14 protein-coding genes are annotated in these 15,734 nt (G+C 67.5%); 4 read left to right on the top strand and 10 right to left on the bottom strand.

All coding sequences use genetic code 11. The features are described from left to right. Positions 1-12: 12 nt before the first annotated feature. Positions 13-975: a fatty acid desaturase gene (locus C7402_RS35250; RefSeq protein ID WP_112176695.1), complete on the bottom strand. Its 963-nt coding sequence runs from the start codon at positions 973-975 to the stop codon at positions 13-15. A gap of 166 nt (positions 976-1,141) precedes the next feature. Between C7402_RS35250 and C7402_RS35245 the strand changes: the two genes are divergently transcribed. Then, positions 1,142-1,966, top strand: a complete 825-nt coding sequence (locus tag C7402_RS35245; protein WP_165842067.1) for a phosphate/phosphite/phosphonate ABC transporter substrate-binding protein — start codon at positions 1,142-1,144, stop codon at positions 1,964-1,966. Positions 1,967-1,979: 13 nt separating this feature from the next. Here C7402_RS35245 and C7402_RS35240 read toward each other — a convergent pair whose 3' ends face one another. Beyond that, a complete protein-coding gene (locus C7402_RS35240) occupies positions 1,980-3,479 on the bottom strand; it encodes an MFS transporter (protein WP_116613858.1) in 1,500 nt (499 codons plus the stop codon). Between the two features lie 160 nt (positions 3,480-3,639). On the opposite strand from C7402_RS35240, the gene C7402_RS35235 reads away from it, so the two are divergent. Further along, complete coding sequence (locus C7402_RS35235) at positions 3,640-4,467, top strand: MetQ/NlpA family lipoprotein (protein WP_112176697.1); 828 nt, start codon at positions 3,640-3,642, stop codon at positions 4,465-4,467. 102 nt (positions 4,468-4,569) lie between these two features. Here C7402_RS35235 and C7402_RS35230 read toward each other — a convergent pair whose 3' ends face one another. The 4 genes from C7402_RS35230 to C7402_RS35215 form a co-directional block, all read right to left on the bottom strand. Further along, a complete protein-coding gene (locus C7402_RS35230) occupies positions 4,570-5,961 on the bottom strand; it encodes an LLM class flavin-dependent oxidoreductase (RefSeq protein ID WP_116613857.1) in 1,392 nt (463 codons plus the stop codon). Beyond that, complete coding sequence (locus C7402_RS35225) at positions 5,961-7,226, bottom strand: SfnB family sulfur acquisition oxidoreductase (RefSeq protein WP_116613856.1); 1,266 nt, start codon at positions 7,224-7,226, stop codon at positions 5,961-5,963. The genes C7402_RS35230 and C7402_RS35225 overlap by 1 nt, the downstream gene beginning before the upstream one ends. Positions 7,227-7,231: 5 nt before the next feature. Then, the gene (locus tag C7402_RS35220) at positions 7,232-8,482 is read right to left on the bottom strand and encodes an SfnB family sulfur acquisition oxidoreductase (RefSeq protein WP_116613855.1); all 1,251 of its coding nucleotides are present in this window, start codon (positions 8,480-8,482) and stop codon (positions 7,232-7,234) included. A 186-nt stretch (positions 8,483-8,668) separates the two neighbouring features. After that, the gene (locus C7402_RS35215; RefSeq protein ID WP_116613854.1) at positions 8,669-9,580 is read right to left on the bottom strand and encodes a DMT family transporter; all 912 of its coding nucleotides are present in this window, start codon (positions 9,578-9,580) and stop codon (positions 8,669-8,671) included. A 126-nt stretch (positions 9,581-9,706) separates the two neighbouring features. Between C7402_RS35215 and C7402_RS35210 the strand changes: the two genes are divergently transcribed. Together C7402_RS35210 and C7402_RS35205 are read left to right on the top strand one after the other, a co-directional pair. Next, positions 9,707-10,621, top strand: a complete 915-nt coding sequence (locus C7402_RS35210; protein ID WP_116613853.1) for a LysR family transcriptional regulator — start codon at positions 9,707-9,709, stop codon at positions 10,619-10,621. Positions 10,622-10,786: 165 nt separating this feature from the next. Beyond that, on the top strand, positions 10,787-11,767 hold the full coding sequence (locus tag C7402_RS35205) for a zinc-dependent alcohol dehydrogenase family protein (protein WP_116613852.1): 981 nt from the start codon (positions 10,787-10,789) through the stop codon (positions 11,765-11,767). A gap of 15 nt (positions 11,768-11,782) precedes the next feature. Here the strand turns inward: C7402_RS35205 and C7402_RS35200 are convergent, their stop codons facing one another. The 4 genes from C7402_RS35200 to C7402_RS35185 form a co-directional block, all read right to left on the bottom strand. After that, positions 11,783-12,670, bottom strand: coding sequence for an ABC transporter permease (locus C7402_RS35200; protein ID WP_116613851.1), 888 nt, complete (start codon positions 12,668-12,670; stop codon positions 11,783-11,785). After that, positions 12,667-13,608 carry an ABC transporter ATP-binding protein gene (locus tag C7402_RS35195; protein ID WP_112176705.1) on the bottom strand — a complete coding sequence of 314 codons (942 nt, stop codon included), beginning with the start codon at positions 13,606-13,608 and terminating at the stop codon, positions 12,667-12,669. Before C7402_RS35195 ends, C7402_RS35200 begins: the two co-directional genes overlap by 4 nt. 178 nt (positions 13,609-13,786) lie before the next feature. After that, entirely contained in the window at positions 13,787-14,830 is a 1,044-nt protein-coding gene (locus C7402_RS35190) for an ABC transporter substrate-binding protein (protein ID WP_116613850.1), read from the bottom strand. Between the two features lie 54 nt (positions 14,831-14,884). Continuing rightward, entirely contained in the window at positions 14,885-15,724 is an 840-nt protein-coding gene (locus tag C7402_RS35185; protein ID WP_208949059.1) for a TauD/TfdA dioxygenase family protein, read from the bottom strand. Positions 15,725-15,734: the final 10 nt, after the last annotated feature.

Genomic DNA, 15,734 nt, shown 5'->3' with positions numbered 1-15,734 from the left:
GAGCGAGCGTGCTCAGCGCGTCGCGCTATCTCCGAACGGATGCGCGGGCGCGTCGGTCACCCGCCACGCATAGCGCCTGAGCAGCGCGGCGTAGCCCCCAATCACGAAGCCGCCGCACTTGCGCCGATAGTCCTCGCGGCGCATGCGGTAGGCGCGCGGCAGGTGAAACCACGCCAGCCCCGGCAAGTCGTGATGCACGAGGTGATAGTTGTTGTTCAGGTACAGGAGCCGCATGACGGGCCCGGCCTCATTGATGGCGATGCGCGCCTTCGGATGGGCGGCCGCGCGGTGCTCGTACAGCGAGCGCACCATCGCGAGCCCGAGCGCGGGCCACGTGATCGCCGCGAGGTAGTACCACCACGGCACGCCCGCATAACGCTGCACGCACGCGAGCAACAGCGTGACGGCCGCAAGATGCGCAAGCCACATCGGCAGATGACGGCGCTCGCCGCGTTGCAGCGCACCCGCCGCGCCCCGCAGCATCGCGGCGACGCTCATCGGCGGCCCGATCACCATGCGCCCCACGAAACTCTTGCGCGCGAGCCACAACACGCGCTGCCAGCGCGGCAGTTGCGTCCACCGGCCGGGCAGCACGTAGTTCGTTTCGGGGTCGATGCCGGGCATCGTCAAGGCTTCGTCGCGATGGTGCGCCATGTGGCTCTCGCGATACAAGGCGTACGGAAACCACACGGCGAGCGGCGGCCAGCCGAGCGCCGCGTTCAGCCACGTGAGGCGCGTGGGATGGCCGTGCATCAATTCGTGCTGCAAGGACATATGCCAGGCGCACAGCACGACGAGAGGCGGCGTGGCGGCGGCAAGCGTGAGATGGCCGGCATGCAGGAGCGCCAGCACGCCCGCCCACCCGCCATAGATCACGCCGATGAGGAGCCACGTGGGCCACTCGGTGCGTGCGGTGAAGCCTGTTGCGAGCGAAGCGATTTCGCGCGCGTGGTCTACGTCGAAGTATTCGGCCATGCTCGTTGAATCCTGCTGCAATGATTCGACCCCATCGTTTTGGAGCGCGAAACATCCTGGGCCATCCAACATAACGAACGCGCCGCGCTTCACCAAACAATGGATTCGTATTTGCTTAGCTGCATGCGGCGTCAGGCAGGCGCGGCGCGCGGCGTAGAATGCGCCCATGAACCACTGGATCGCCTCGCTGCCGATGTACAACGTCACGCCGCAACACGCCGCGCTCTGGAGCGCGCTGCTGCGCGACTGCATGACGGCGTTCGCGCGCGCGGGCGGCCCCGGCGACGTGACGCTTGCCGAAAGCACCGACGTCGACTTGATGACGCACTGGCGTCGCGAAGACTTGCTGCTTTCGCAAACCTGCGGCTTCCCCTACCGCATGCTTGGACTCGCAAGCCACGTCCATCTGATCGCCACGCCGTGCTTCGATGCGCCCGGCTGCGAGGACCACCGCTATCGCAGCGCGCTCGTCGTAGGGGAGCAGGCGTGGGAGCGCGGTGCCACGACGCTCACCGCCTGCCAGGGCCTGCGCGCAGCCTGCAACAGCGCCGATTCGCACAGCGGCATGAACGCGCTGCGCCATGCCGTGGCGCCCTTTGCGCGGGACGGCCGTTTCTTCGCTTCGCTGCGATGGACCGGTTCGCATGCCGCCACGTTGCGCGCCCTGGCGAACGGCGAGGCCGACGTTGGAGCCATCGACTGCGTGACGCTTGCGTTGCTGCGCGATGCACACCCTGAAGCCCTGCGCGGCGTGCATGTGCTGGGCATGACGGCTCCGGCTCCAGGCCTGCCGTTGATCGCCTCGCGCGCGCTCGCCGAACCGCAGGCCGAAGCGCTGCGCGCGGCGCTCGATACCGCCCTCGCAGCCAATGTCGAGCGAGCACGCGCGCTGCGCCTGCGTGGCTTCGCGAGACTCGGCGGCGACGCCTACGCCGAAATCGAACACATGGCGCACGCCGCCGCGCAACTCGGCTACGCCGAGTTGCGTTGAGCGAGCGGTGGGATCAGCGCGCAACAGCGGCGGCGGGTTCGTCCGCGTAATCCTCGCTGTCGATGTCGTAACCCGACGGCTCCCAGCGGATTGCGAACAGCACCAGCAGCGACGTGAGCGGTGCGATGGCGATCACCCAGAAGACCTTGGTGCCGAGTGCGGCGGCGAGCACCGGGAACAGGAAAAGCGAAATGGTCGAGGCCGAGCGCACGAGCGTTTGATTGAAGCCCACGCCAATGCCGCGCAGCGAAGTCGGATAGCTGAGCGACGCATACGTCATGCTATGCGAGCCGGGGCCGAATCCCTGCCCGAACAGATAGCCGCCCAGCAGCAAAATGGCAAGGATGACGAAGAAACCGTTGCCGGGATGGCCGATCAACGCGAGCCCGATCAACGAGACGAACTGCAAGGCGTGGCCGAGCGCGGTCATCTTCCATGCGCCGACGGTGGGCGCGGTGCGCACGCCGATCAGCCCGCCGACGAACGCGAACAGCAGGTTCAACGTGAGCGCGGCCACGATGGTCGTGAGCGGCCCTTGCTGGAGGAAGCTCGCGATGATCACGGGCAGGCCGAAGATGATCGCGTTGTAGCCGAACGAGGACGCCGCGCCGATCGTCGCGGCGAGTATGGTGCGACGACGGTAAGTGGCGTTGAAGAGCACGCCGTAGTTGCGCCACGAGGCGGCGCGCGGTGCGCGCACCGGGGCCTCGCTTTTCTCGACCACGGCGTCCACGCCATACGAGCGCTTGAGGATGCGCGCGGCGCCCTCCAGGTCGCCCTGATTGGCGGCCCATACGGGCGACTCGCTGATATAGCGGCTGCGCACCGCGATGATGACGAGCGCCGGCACCGCGCCAAACGCGAGCGTGAGCCGCCAGAGCCAACCAAGCTGATGCTCGGGCAGGATCGCATAGAGGCCGAGGATCAGCAGATAGCAGGTGCTCGTGGCCGCGTACCACGCGGGGCACCATGCGGCCACGCTCGCCGCCTTGTTGCCTTTGCCCGCCACGCGCGAGAACTCCGCGAGAAACGCCATGGCCACGGGCAAGTCCAGCCCGACCCCGAAGCCCATGAGAAAACGCGCGCCGCCCAGCACCCACGCGTTGGGCGCAAGCCCGGCCGCGATGGCCGCCACGACGAAAAACAGCATGTCGGCCATGAACACGCGGTAGCGGCCGATACGGTCGGTCAGATAGCCGCCGAACAGCGCGCCGAGAATCGCGCCAAATGTAATGGCCGCCGAAACGAAGCCCACCTGCACCGGCGAAAGCGCGAATTCGCGCGCGATGTCCTTCACGCCATAGGCGAGCGAAGTGAGGTCGTAGGCGTCGAGAAACACGCCGCCCAGCGCGATGGCGATCACGATGCGCGCGTTGCTGCCCTGCGCGGCTCCCGCGTTGACGATACGGGCGACGTCCTGCGCGGAACGAATCACCGCGTGCTGCGAAGCGGCCGCAGCCTCTGGCTCGGAATCTTCGCGGGCTTCCGGTACCGGAACGGCGAGTGTGGACATGACGGGTACTCACTGAATGATTGCAATCGCTGCATCGTAGCCACACCGTTGTGCATGGCAAAACGACGTTTTTAGCTAAGCAATGCTGCCGAAATTGGTTGTCCACCCGTGGCGCGCTCTCTAGCATCGCCTCATCCACAACTCATCGAACGATGGACCTATGAATAAAAGAACATGGCTGGGAACCGCGCTGGCTTCGCTCGCGCTGGGCGTGAGCCTCGGGGGCGCGTCGCTTGCTCAGGCGGCGGACAATACGGTGCGCGTGGGCATCATGTCGGGCGAGGACGAGGACGTGTGGCGCGTGGTCGCCGCCAACGCCGCGAAGCACGGGGTCACCGTGAAGGTGACGACGTTCTCCGAATACACGCAGCCCAATGAGGCGCTTTCGGTTCACGACCTCGACGCCAATTCGTTCCAGCACAAGCCCTATCTCGACGCGCAGATCAAGGCGCGCGGCTACCACATCGTGCCGGTGGGCTTCACGTACGTTCAGCCGATCGGCCTTTACTCGCGCAAGGTGAAGTCGGTGGCGGACCTGCCGCAAGGCGCCGCCATCGGCGTGCCGAACGACCCGAGCAACGAAGGCCGCGCGCTGCTGCTGCTCCAGGCGCAAGGGCTCATCACGCTGCGCGCCGACGTGGGCCTCTTGCCCACCGCGCGCGACATCGCGAAGAATCCGAAGAACATCCATATCAAGGAACTCGACGCGGGCATCATCGGCCGCTCGATCGGCGATCTGGACGCGGCCGTGGTCAACACGGACTGGGCGGTCAAGTCGGGCATCAAGATTCCGCAGGAGCGCATTGCGCAGGAGCAGGTGCCGGGTAATCCGTATCGCAACTTCATCGCCGTGAACGATAAGGATGCCAACGCACCGTGGGTGCACACGCTGGTGGAGAGTTACCAGCAGCCCAACGTGGCCGCCGAGATTCTCGCCGTTTATCACGGGGCTACGTTGCCCGCGTGGAAGGACGCGCCGCAGCAGTAATGACCACTGCGAAAGTAATTCGGTTGCCGAATCACTTTCGCTTTCCCTTGTGTTTTCCGATCGGGCCGCCCGGCGATTCACGCCGCGGCGGCCCGCTTTCATTTACACCGCTTCCGGCACGCGCCGAAACCCGGCGCCCGCGTGCCGCTCGGGCAACTCCGCACCTTCGCCAAAGAGCTTCTCGCGCAACGTGCCCGGCGCATAGGCCGTCTTGTAGCGCCCGCGCGTCTGCAATTCCGGCACCACGATATCCAAGAAGTCCTCGTAGCTTTCGGGCACCACCGTGCGGCTCAGGTTGAAGCCGTCCACGTCGGCCTCGTCGATCCACGCCTGCAACTCGTCGGCGATCTGCGACGCGCTGCCGACGATAGCCGGGTAGCGCCCGCCCAGTTCGAACATCTCGAGCAGCTTGCGCCGCGTCCAGCCGTTCTGCTTCGCGGTGCGCGTGGCGGACTCGATCGCATTGCCCGGCGTGTAATCGACCGGTTCGTCGAGATCGTATTGCGCGTAATCGATGCCGGTGCTCGACGCGAAATGCGCGAGCCCCGCCTCGCGGCTCGCATACTGGCGGTAGTCCGCATACTTTTCGCGCGCTTCGCGCTCGGTTGTGCCCGGCACCACGGCCGCGCCCACGAACACTTTCACGTCGTCGGGCCGGCGCCCGGCACGCACAAGCTGCTCGCGCAGCGCACGCACCGTTTCGCGCGCGGCGGCACGGTTCGGCGGCGAAATGAACACGCATTCGGCGTGGCGCGCGGCGAAGCGCTGGCCGCGCCCCGAGCTGCCCGCCTGGAACAGCACCGGCGTGCGTTGCGGCGAGGGCTCCGCCAGGTGGTAGCCGTCCACGCGATAGTACTGCCCCTCGTGCTGCACGCGATGCAGCTTTGCCGGGTCGGCGAACACGCGCGCGGCCTTGTCGCGCCGCACGGCGCCGGATTCCCAGCTTCCTTCCCAGAGTTTATAGAGGACTTCCAGGTATTCGTCGGCGCGATCGTAGCGCTCGTCGTGCGGCAGTTGCTGCTCCAGTCCCATCGCGCGCGCGGCGCTGTCCAGATAGCCCGTCACGATGTTCCAGCCGATGCGGCCCTGCGTGAGGTGATCGAGCGTCGAAAAGCGCCGCGCGAGCAGATAAGGCTGCTCGTAAGTGAGGTTCACCGTCACGCCGAAGCCCAGGTTCTGGGTCACGGCGGCCATGGCCGGCACGAGGAGCGTGGGGTCGTTCACGGGCAACTGGATCGATTCGCGCAGCGTCACGTCCACGTTGCGCTGATACACGTCGTACACGCCCACGATGTCGGCGAGAAAGAGTCCGTCGAAGAGGCCGCGCTCCAGCGTGCGCGCGAGATTCGTCCAGTAGGCGATCGTCCGGTAGTCGGTCGAGCGGTCGCGCGGGTGCGTCCACAGCCCGTGATTGATGTGCCCAACGCAATTCATGTTGAACGCGTTGAGCAGGATGGGCTTGTTCGCCTGGTGGGTTCGGTTTGATTCGGCCATCACAATGCTCCGTGCCGCGGCGGCAGCGTGTCGTTGAGGTAGAAGTTGCCCACCGCGTGATACTTCCAGCGCACAGGGTCGTGCAGCGTGTGGGTGCGCGCGTTGCGCCAGAAGCGGTCGAGTCCGAGGCCGTCGAGCGTCGCGGCCGTGCCCGCCAGTTCGAACAGGCGCGAACCGGCGTCGAGCGAGATCGTCGTCGTCAGGGCACGCGCTTCGGCCACGGCAATCGAGGCCTCGGCCACCGTGCGCTCGCCGGGGGCGGACTGGGCGGCGTCCACGAAGCGGCCCGCGCGGCGCACGAGCGCTTCGGCGGCGGCGAGGCGCGCCGCCAGATCGCCGAAGTGAAAGATCGCGAGCGGGTCGTCGGCCGCGCGCTCGACCTTGGCGTCGATCCAGGGACGCGAGCGCTCGCGCACGAATTGCAGCGCCGCTTCGAATGCGCCGCGCGCCTGACCGAGGTCGATTGCGGCGTGAATGATCTGCGCGAGCGGGCCGATGGTCGTGGGACGCTCGAACGAGCGCTGGAACGGCACGATCCATTCGGGCTCGACCCGCACGCCGTCGAACTGCACGGAGCCGCTGCCCGTCACGCGCTGGCCGAAGCCGTCCCAGTCGTCGGTGATCGTCACACCTGCCGCGTCGCGCGGCACGAATGCAAGGTACGTCACGTCCTGGCCTGCCTCCTCGGCAACCACGAGCGTGGGGATCCAGTGCGCGTAGAGCGCGCCCGTGCAATAGAACTTGCGTCCGTCGATGCGAAAGCCGCCCGCATCGCGCGTAAGCCGCGTGCGGCGCCTGAAATCCTTCTGGCCGATCTCGGCGAGCGCATTGCCAAAGCGCTCCCCCGCGAGCACGCGGTCGTAAAAGAAACGCTGCTGCTCGGCGCTCCCGCCCACGCGCAATACTTCGAGCGCGTAAAAGTGGTTTTGCGGGATCTGCCCGAGCGAGCCGTCCGCTGCGGCGATGATCGCGGTCACTTCGGCAAGCGTGCCATTACGCACGCCGGGGCCGCCGTATTCGCGCGGCACGGTGATCGCCCACAGGCCGCTCGCGACGAACGCATCGAGTTCGTCCCAGGGCAGACGGCGCTCGCGGTCGCGCAACGCCGCTTCGGGCGTGAACTGCGCGGCGAGCCGTTGCGCAGCGGCGAGCGCCGCTGCGTCGTCGGCCAGACGCGTCGGCGCGTGCGGTGGTGCGGCACGCCGTGGCGCGCCGCCGGTTTCAGCTTCGGAGAAGCCTTCGGTGATGGGAAGTTCAGTGCTCATGGGGCTCAATTCCAGGCGTGGCGCGCGGGCAGTTCGTGGTTCAGGTGATAGTTGCCAAGCAGATGCAGTTTCCAGCGCAACGGATCGTGGAGCGTATGCGTGCGCGCATTGCGCCAGTGGCGATCGAGGTTGTGCGCGGCACGCGTGGCGGCGGAGCCCGCCAGTTCGAACAGTTTCTCGCTCGCTTCCAGCGCGAAGCGCGTGGTCAGCACCTTCGCCTGCGCCACGGCAACCGATGCGCGTGCGCTCGCCTGTGCATCGACGGGATGCGCGGCGATGGCGTCGAGCGTATGGCCCGCGTCGCGCAATACCTCCTGAGCGGCGTGCAAGTCGATCTGCAAGCGGCCGATATCGGCAATCACATAGGGGTCGTCCGCCGCGCGCGCCGCGCCCGAGTCGATCCAGGGGCGCGCGTGCTCGCGCACGAAGGCAATGGTGTCGGCCACCGCCGCCTCGCCGATGCCGAGATCGATGGCGGCTTGAATCAGTTGCGAAGCGGGGCCCGAGAGGCCGGGGCGTTCGGCGAGTTGCCAGATCGGCAGCACGTCGGCGGCGCTCACCGGCACGTTCTCGAAGATCACCGTGCCGCTCGCCGTGGTTCGTTGTCCAAACGAACTCCAGTTGTCGATGACGCTGAGACCCGGCGCGTCGCGAGGCACCCAGACCTGCACGGCGCGGCCGGCGTCGTCGGTTGCGCGCGTCGGCACGCGGTGCGCGAAGAGTGCGCCCGTTGAATAGAAGCGCTGGCCGCTCAGGCGCAGACCCTGTGGCGTCGAAACGAGCCGCGTGGTGCCTTGCACAATGGTAGTGGCCGCCGCCGAGCGGCGCTCCGGACCGGCGTTGCCGAGCCTGCGGCCCGCCAGCACTTCGCCATACAAGCGCGTTTTCTGCTGTGCGCTGCCGACTTCGCGCAACACGCCCAGCACACCGAAATGATTTTGCGGGATCTGCCCGAACGCGGGGTCGGCCGCGCACAGGATCGAAAAAACTTCGGCCAGCGTGGCGTACGAGACATTCGGGCCGCCGTATTCGCGCGGCACCGTGATCGCGCCGAGTCCGCTTTCGGACCACAGATCGAGTTCGTCCCAGGGCAGCGCGCGCTCGCGGTCGCGCTGCGCCGCGCCCGGCGCGACCGCAGCCGCCAGCGTGCGCGCGGCGGCGAGGGCTTGGGCGTCGTCGGCAATGCGCCGCACGCGGGCGGCGTCGGGAAGACGCGGCAGCGGCGCGGCGTCAGCAGGGTAAGCAGGGGTCGACATGACATTCCAGGGCAAGCCAGTTGCATCCCCTGTTCGAACGCCACAACGGAGCGCGCCGACGCTTTGACCCGGCGAGCGCCGCTCGGGCGTCGAGCAGGACCAGCCCCCCATTGGAACAGCCCGGGTCGCAATCCCCTACCAGTTAATTCGCAATTGCATATCAGCAATGCCGATGTGGCGCGCGCCTCAGGCCTCCACGGCCGCCGGGACCACCACGCGCGGTTCGTGCCTGAGCGCGAGCAACGACGCCGCCACGATCAGCAGGCCGCCCAGCCATGCCGAGAGCGTGAGCCGCTCGCCCAGCCACACACACGCGAACAGCGCGCCGAACACGGGCTCGCTGCCCATGAGCAAGGCCACGCGCGTCGGGCTGCTGCGCGCCACCGCGTAGTTCTGCACGAAGAAGGCGAACAGCGTGCAGCCCGCGACGAGATACAGCACGCTGCCCCAGAACGCGGCGTGGGCGTGCCAGTGCGGCAGCGGCTGCCACTGCTCGGGCGCAACGGTCAGCGCCAGCACCGCGCAGCCGCACGACACCACGGCGGCTTGCACCGCCGTCATCGTGAGCGGCGGCACCGTGCCCGACTTCATCACGCGCTTGGCCGCGCAACTCGTGAGCGCACGCAGCAGCGCCGCGACGAGGACCAGCAGGTCGCCCGGGCTCGCCGCAAAATGGCCGCCCGTGAGCAGGAACGCACCGAGCAGCGACACGGCGGCCGCCATCCATTCGACGGCTCGCGGCGCACGCCGCAGCCACGCCCACTCCACGAGCGGCGTGAGGACCACGCACAGGCTGATGAGAAACGCCGCGTTCGACGCATTCGTGAGCGATACGCCAAACGTCTCGGCCAGAAAGATGCCCAGCAGCAGCAGGCCGACGCCGAACACGCCGAAACGCTCGCGCCAGTTCGCATGAAGGAGGCCGCGCAGTGCGGGCGAAAGCACGACGAAGGTAATGCCGAAGCGCAGGGCGAGCAGACCCAGCACGGGGTAAATGAGCAACGCGCCCTTCACCACGCCGTAACTCGTGCCCCAGACGAGCGCGACGGCAACGAGCAGCAGGTCCACGGTGCGGGGCGAGCGGAGCAAGGCGTTCATATGAGGAAGTGGGCGGAAAGGCGTTGATGGTGCGCTCATTGTCCAATAGTGCCCGCAAGGCGATAATCCACCTGACCTGAACATCATTTATGTCGCCAATGCACAGATGAAATTAGACCGCCAACGATGAACCCCACCGACCTCCTGCCCCTGCTGCCCGACCTCGCCACCTTCGCGCGCGTGGTCGAGGCCGGCAATTTCTCGGTCGCGGCACGCCAGCTCGGCAGCACGCCTTCCACCGTGAGCCGCCAGATGCAGCGGCTCGAACGCGCGCTCGGCACGCGGCTGCTGGAGCGCTCCACGCGCAGCCTGCGGCTCACGGAAGCGGGCGCCGAGGTCTACCGGCACTGCGCGGACATGGTCGAGGCAGCGGCCGGCGCGGCCGACGCCGCCAGCCGGCTCACCGGCCGCCCGCATGGGCGGGTGAGCATCAGCGCGCCCATTTCGTTCGCGCAGAGCGTGATTCATCCCCTGATTTCGGGCTTCCTGCGCGCCTATGAGGAAGTCGCGGTGCAACTGATGTTCACGGACCGCGATGTCGACCCGGTGCGCGACAGCGTAGACATCGTGATCCGCCCCACGCCCACGCCGCCGCCCGGCCTCGCGGCACGGCGGCTTGGCACGCTGCGCTGGATGCCGTGCGCCTCGCCGGCCTACCTGCGCGCGCGCGGCACGCCCGCGCACCCCAGGGATCTCGCGCGGCACGACTGCCTCTATCTCGGCGAAACGCCCGACGACAACCGCTGGGCGTTCCGCCGCGGCGCGCAAACGCACGTGGTGGAGGTGAAGGGCCGCTATATCGCCAACGACGTGGGCGCGCGGCGCGACGCGGCGCTGCACGACCGGGGCATTGCGAGCCTGCCCGAATTCGCGGCGGCGCAGGCGCTGCGCGAGGGTTCGCTCGTGCACGTGCTGCCCGAATGGTCGCTCGAGCCGCGCGCCTATAGCGGCCCGGTGTGGTTGCTCTACCCGCCCAACCGCTACCTGCCGCCCAAGGTGCGCGTGCTCATCGACTGGCTCGCACAGCAGTTGCCGGACTGACATGCGCCGCCCGTGAGACGATCGGGCATGAACTTGAGCCGCGCCGACATTCAACGGTGCGCGCGGACCGCCTAGACTGGGTTATGGACATTGCCGGGGAAGCAGCGCCTCGGCGCCACTCGCTTTGCCATCCTGATCAACGAGACCGGATACGCCCAGAAAACCATGAAAGCCCTCGTCCTCAGCCAATACGAAGGTCCGCTCGAACTGACCACGCTCGATCGCCCGCAACCTCAGGCGGGCCAGGTGCTCGTGCGCGTGCACGCGGCGGGACTCAACCCGCTCGACGTGAAGATCCGCGCCGGCAAGGCCGCTCACGCGCAGCATCCGCTTCCGCTCGTGCTGGGCATCGACATGGCCGGCGTGGTGGAGGCCGTGGGCGCGGGTGTCACGCGCTTCGCGCCCGGCGACGAGGTATACGGCATGACGGGCGGCGTGGGCGGCATTCAGGGCTCGCTTGCGCAATACGCCGCCGTCGATGCCGACCTGCTCGCGCGCAAGCCCGCGAATCTCTCGATGCGCGAAGCGGCGGCGTTGCCGCTCGCCTTCATCACGTCATGGCTCGGGATAGTGGATCGCGCGCATTTGCAGGCCGGGCAAAGCGTGCTGGTGCAAGGCGGCGCGGGTGGCGTGGGCCACGTGGCCATACAGATCGCGCGCGCGCTCGGGGCCGAGGTGTTCGCCACGGCCAGCGCCCGCAAGCTCGCGCTGATCGGGCAGCTGGGCGCGACGGCGATCGACTATGGCGCGCAAAGCGTCGAGCAGTACGTTCAGGCGCATACGGGCGGCGCGGGCTTCGATCTCGTGGTCGACACCGTGGGCGGCGCGACGCTCGATGCCTCGTTCGCGGCCGTGAAGCATTACGGGCACGTGGTGAGCGCACTGGGCTGGGGCACGCATGCGCTCGCGCCGCTGTCCTTTCGCGAGGCGACCTATTCGGGCGTGTTCACGTTGTACCCGCTGTTGAGCGGCGTGAACCGCGCGCATCACGGGGAAATGATGGCGCAGGCCACGCGCCACGCCGAAGCCGGCCAGCTCGCGCCGCGCGTCGACGCGCGCCGCTTCGCGCTGAGCGACGCGGAGCGCGCCTACGAAGCGGTGGCCGATGGCAGCGCGGGGAGCAAGATCGTCGTGGATGTCGACTGAATCCGAGCGCAGCGTTTAGTGCTGCACGCCCCAACGGCGCACGGTCAGGCGTTCGAGCGTGTCGAATACCAGATGCTCGACGAGCAGCCCGATCACGATCACGGCCGCGAGGCCCGCGAACACGCGGTCGGTATAAAGCTCGTTGCGATTCTGGAAGATGTACCAGCCAAGACCGCCCTGCCCCGCGCTCGCGCCGAACACGAGTTCGGCCGCGATCAGCGTGCGCCACGCGAAAGCCCAGCCCACGCGCAGCCCCGCGATGATCGAAGGCAGCGCCGCCGGCACGAGAATCAGCACGACCTGGCGCAGGCCGCTCAAGCCATAGTTGCGGCCTGCCATGCGCAGCGTGGCGGGCACGCCGAGAAAACCCGTGTACATGTTGAGCGCGAGCGGCCACAGCACCGCGTGCACGAGCACGAACAGCAGGCTGCCCGTGCCGAGCCCGAACCAGAGCAGCGCAATAGGCAGGAGTGCGATGGAAGGCAGCGGATTGAACATCGCCGTGAGCATCGAAAGCACATCGCGGCCGACTCTCGTGGACACCGCGAGCGAGGTGAGCACGAACGCCAGCACGACGCCGATCGCGTAGCCGCGCAGCAGCACGGACAGCGAAATACCTGTCTTCACGAGCAACTCGCCGCTCGTGATCCCTTGCACGAACGCAGCGAGCGTGGCGCCGAATGTCGGCACGAGCAGATCGTTCGCAACGATGCGCGCCGTGATCTCCCAGCCCGCGATCAGCACGAGCGCGATGAGCGTGCGGCGCAGCCAGCCCGCGTCGAGCACGCGCCGCGCGAGCGGCAACGGCGCCGAATCCGCGCCCGCCTGCACGGGCAGCAAGGGCCGCTCGTACTCGGCGCGCACGGGCGGCAGCGGCGGCAATGTGGAGTGTGGCGTGCTCATCGGTGGGCCTCCCTTGCCGCTTCGGGATGGGTATCGAACAACAGGCGATGGATGTGCGCCACGCTCTCGCGAAAGTCCACGCCGCCCATGCTCGCATGCGAATACGCGTGACTGTTGACCTCGGCGCGCACGCGCCCCGGATGCGGCGAGAGCAGCAAGATGCGATTTCCCACCACGAGCGCCTCCTCGATCGAATGCGTGACGAAGAGCAGCGTGAAGCGCGCGTCGTCCCAGAGGCGCAGCAGTTCTTCCTGCATCTTGCGGCGCGTGAGGGCGTCGAGCGCGGCGAACGGCTCGTCCATCAGCAGCACGCGCGGCTGCATGGCGAGCGCGCGCGCAATCGCCACGCGCTGCTTCATGCCGCCCGAGAGCGTGTGCGGATAGGCGTCGGCGAAGGCGGCGAGCCCCACCTTGTCGAGGTAATGGAGCGCACGCTCGCGGGCCTCGGCGCGCGACAGCTTGCGCGCCACGCGCAGCGGAAAGGCCACGTTTTCGGCCACGGTTTTCCAGGGCGGCAGCTGGTCGAATTCCTGGAACACGACCACACGGTCCGCACCGGGGCCGCGCACCGGCTCGCCCGCGAGCGAGATCGTGCCCGAGACCGGTTCGATAAAGCCCGCGATGGCCTTGAGCAAGGTGGACTTGCCGCAGCCCGAAGGGCCAAGCAACACGAAGCGGTCGGCGCCGTAGACGTCGAAGCTCACGTCCTGCGTGGCGCGCACGATGCGCTCGCGACTGCGGTATTCGAGGCTGACGTTGTCGATGGCGAGCAGGCGCTCGCTGCGCGGGCCTGCTTCGGATTGCGGGGCGGCTTGAGCATTGTGAGCGGCGCGCTCAGCGTGCGCGTCGCGCTCGCCAACGACGGCGCGTTGCACCGCGCCCGCTTCGCGGCGCGCAGCCGGGGTGCGCTCCCAGAATCTGGAGGTAGTGACGTTCACGTTTGGCAATCCAGCGGATAAAACGTCAACATAAAGGCACCCGCCGCGCGGCCCAACCAATGAATCCACATATTCAAACCAGGCTCGCATATAAGCCTTCGTCCGCGGTACAAACACGCGCCGACAATGCAAACGGGCCCGCAAGGGGCCCGCTTTCCGGCTGAAAACCGCTGCGTACTCAACTACCGTTGGCCACGGCGGGATCGTCGAAGAAGTAATCGCGCCACGACTTCGGCTCGTTGCGGATCGCGCCCACGCGATACATGAACTGCGCAAGGCCCAACGTATTCTGCGGCGCGGTCTTGAACTGCACCTGCGGATCGCGCAGGATCTTCAGCAACAGATTGCGGTCGATCTTCGAGTCGTTCACGCGGATATAGATATCGGCGGCCTGCTCGGGATGCGCGGCGATGAAGCCGGCCGCGTCGGCCAGCGCCGCCACGAACGCGCGATAGGTTTTCGGGTTCTCGTCGCGGAACTTTTGCGTCGCGTAGAGCACCGTGGCCGAACTCGGGCCGCCCAGCACGTCATACGAGTTGAGCACGATATGCGCTTTCGGGTTGCCCGCAAGCTCCTGCTGCTGGAACGGCGGATTGCCGAAATGCGCGGTGACGACACTGCTGTTCGCAATGATCGCGGCCGTGGCGTCGGGATGCGGAATGGCCTGCGTGTAGGCGTCGAGGCGGTCGAACTGCTTGTCGCCCCATTGCTTCGCCGCCGCGTATTGCAGCACGCGCGACTGCACCGAAACCCCCACGGCAGGCACGGCAATGCGATCCTTTGCCGTGAAGTCGGCAATCGTCTTCACGTTCGGATTGTTGCTGACGAGGTAGTACGGCAGGTTGCCGAGCGAAGCCACGCCCTTCACGTTCTGGCGGCCATGTGTGCGATCCCACACCGTGAGCAACGGACCCACACCCGCGCCCGCCACGTCCACGGCGCCCGAAAGGAGCGCGTCGTTGACGGCAGCGCCGCCCGAAAGGCGCACCCAGTCCACCTTGATATCGACGCCGGCCTTGCGGCCTTCCTGTTCGATGAAGTGCTGGTCGCGCGCGACGTTGAGCATCAGATACACCACGCCGAACTGCTCGGCCACGCGAAGCTGGCCTTCGGCGCGCGCGGGAGCCGCCACGCCCAGGCCTAGGCCCAGCGCACCGAGTGCGATGGCAAGGGAAGCGGCGCCCGTGCGGCGCAGGATCGCCGAGGCGACAGAAAACGACATATCAGGATTCCTTGTTATTGTGCTGGCTGGCGCCCGGAACACAGGCGCCGCGCTTTAGAACGGCGTGTCGCCTTCGATGGTGGTGCGATAGAGCTTGCGGCGCAGATGATCGGGCGTGCCCGCCGCGAGATGCATGAGCGAGCGGTTGTCCCAGAACACGAGGTCGTGCTCGCGCCAGACGTGCCGGTAGAGATGCGCTTCGCGCACGCTGTGCGCGAACAACTCGTCGAGCAACGCGCGGCTTTCGTCCTCGGGCAACCCGACGATGCGGGTGGTGAAATGCTCGCTCACGAACAGCGCCTTGCGGCCCGTTTCCGGGTGCGTGCGCACGATGGGGTGAACGACGGGCGCGACCTGCGCGATCTGTTCGGCGGAAAGATTCGGCCGCCACGGGCTGCGCGCCTGCAATTCGGCATAGCGCGCGAGATAGGTATGTTCGGCGCCCTTGTCCTGCACGGCGTTACGCAAATGCGCGGGCAGCGTGTCCCACGCGAGATGCATGTTGGCGAACAGCGTGTCGCCGCCTTCCGAGGGCAGTTCCTGCGCATGCAGGAAAGAACCCAGGCTCGGCTTTTCCTTGTACGAGAGATCGGAGTGCCAGAAGTGGCCGGCGTCGCCGAGTCCAACAGGCTTGCCGTTCTCCACGATGTTCGAGACGATCAGCACCTCGGGGTGGCCCGCCAGCGCGAACTGGTGCAGCACGTGGATCTGCAACGGCCCGAAGCGGCGGCTGAACGCCACCTGCTCGTCGGGCGTGATGCGCTGATCGCGGAACACCAGTACGTGATGATCGAGGTGCGCGCGATGAATGCGCGCGAAATCCTCGCTCGACAGCGGTTTCGCGAGATCGAGGCCGATGACTTCCGCGCCGAGCGGCGCGTCGAGCGCGACGATATCGAAGCGT

Source organism: Paraburkholderia unamae, assembly GCF_003096875.1.
Lineage (GTDB): Bacteria > Pseudomonadota > Gammaproteobacteria > Burkholderiales > Burkholderiaceae > Paraburkholderia > Paraburkholderia unamae.
This window is presented reverse-complemented; position numbering and strand designations above follow the sequence as displayed.

Bases quoted from the DNA above. Each gene is read 5' to 3' on its own strand.
- C7402_RS35250 (WP_112176695.1), bottom strand. From the start codon at position 975: ATGGCCGAATACTTCGACGTAGACCACGCGCGCGAAATCGCTTCGCTC.
- C7402_RS35245 (WP_165842067.1), top strand. From the start codon at position 1,142: ATGAACCACTGGATCGCCTCGCTGCCGATGTACAACGTCACGCCGCAA.
- C7402_RS35240 (WP_116613858.1), bottom strand. From the start codon at position 3,479: ATGTCCACACTCGCCGTTCCGGTACCGGAAGCCCGCGAAGATTCCGAG.
- C7402_RS35235 (WP_112176697.1), top strand. From the start codon at position 3,640: ATGAATAAAAGAACATGGCTGGGAACCGCGCTGGCTTCGCTCGCGCTG.
- C7402_RS35230 (WP_116613857.1), bottom strand. From the start codon at position 5,961: ATGGCCGAATCAAACCGAACCCACCAGGCGAACAAGCCCATCCTGCTC.
- C7402_RS35225 (WP_116613856.1), bottom strand. From the start codon at position 7,226: ATGAGCACTGAACTTCCCATCACCGAAGGCTTCTCCGAAGCTGAAACC.
- C7402_RS35220 (WP_116613855.1), bottom strand. From the start codon at position 8,482: ATGTCGACCCCTGCTTACCCTGCTGACGCCGCGCCGCTGCCGCGTCTT.
- C7402_RS35215 (WP_116613854.1), bottom strand. From the start codon at position 9,580: ATGAACGCCTTGCTCCGCTCGCCCCGCACCGTGGACCTGCTGCTCGTT.
- C7402_RS35210 (WP_116613853.1), top strand. From the start codon at position 9,707: ATGAACCCCACCGACCTCCTGCCCCTGCTGCCCGACCTCGCCACCTTC.
- C7402_RS35205 (WP_116613852.1), top strand. From the start codon at position 10,787: ATGAAAGCCCTCGTCCTCAGCCAATACGAAGGTCCGCTCGAACTGACC.
- C7402_RS35200 (WP_116613851.1), bottom strand. From the start codon at position 12,670: ATGAGCACGCCACACTCCACATTGCCGCCGCTGCCGCCCGTGCGCGCC.
- C7402_RS35190 (WP_116613850.1), bottom strand. From the start codon at position 14,830: ATGTCGTTTTCTGTCGCCTCGGCGATCCTGCGCCGCACGGGCGCCGCT.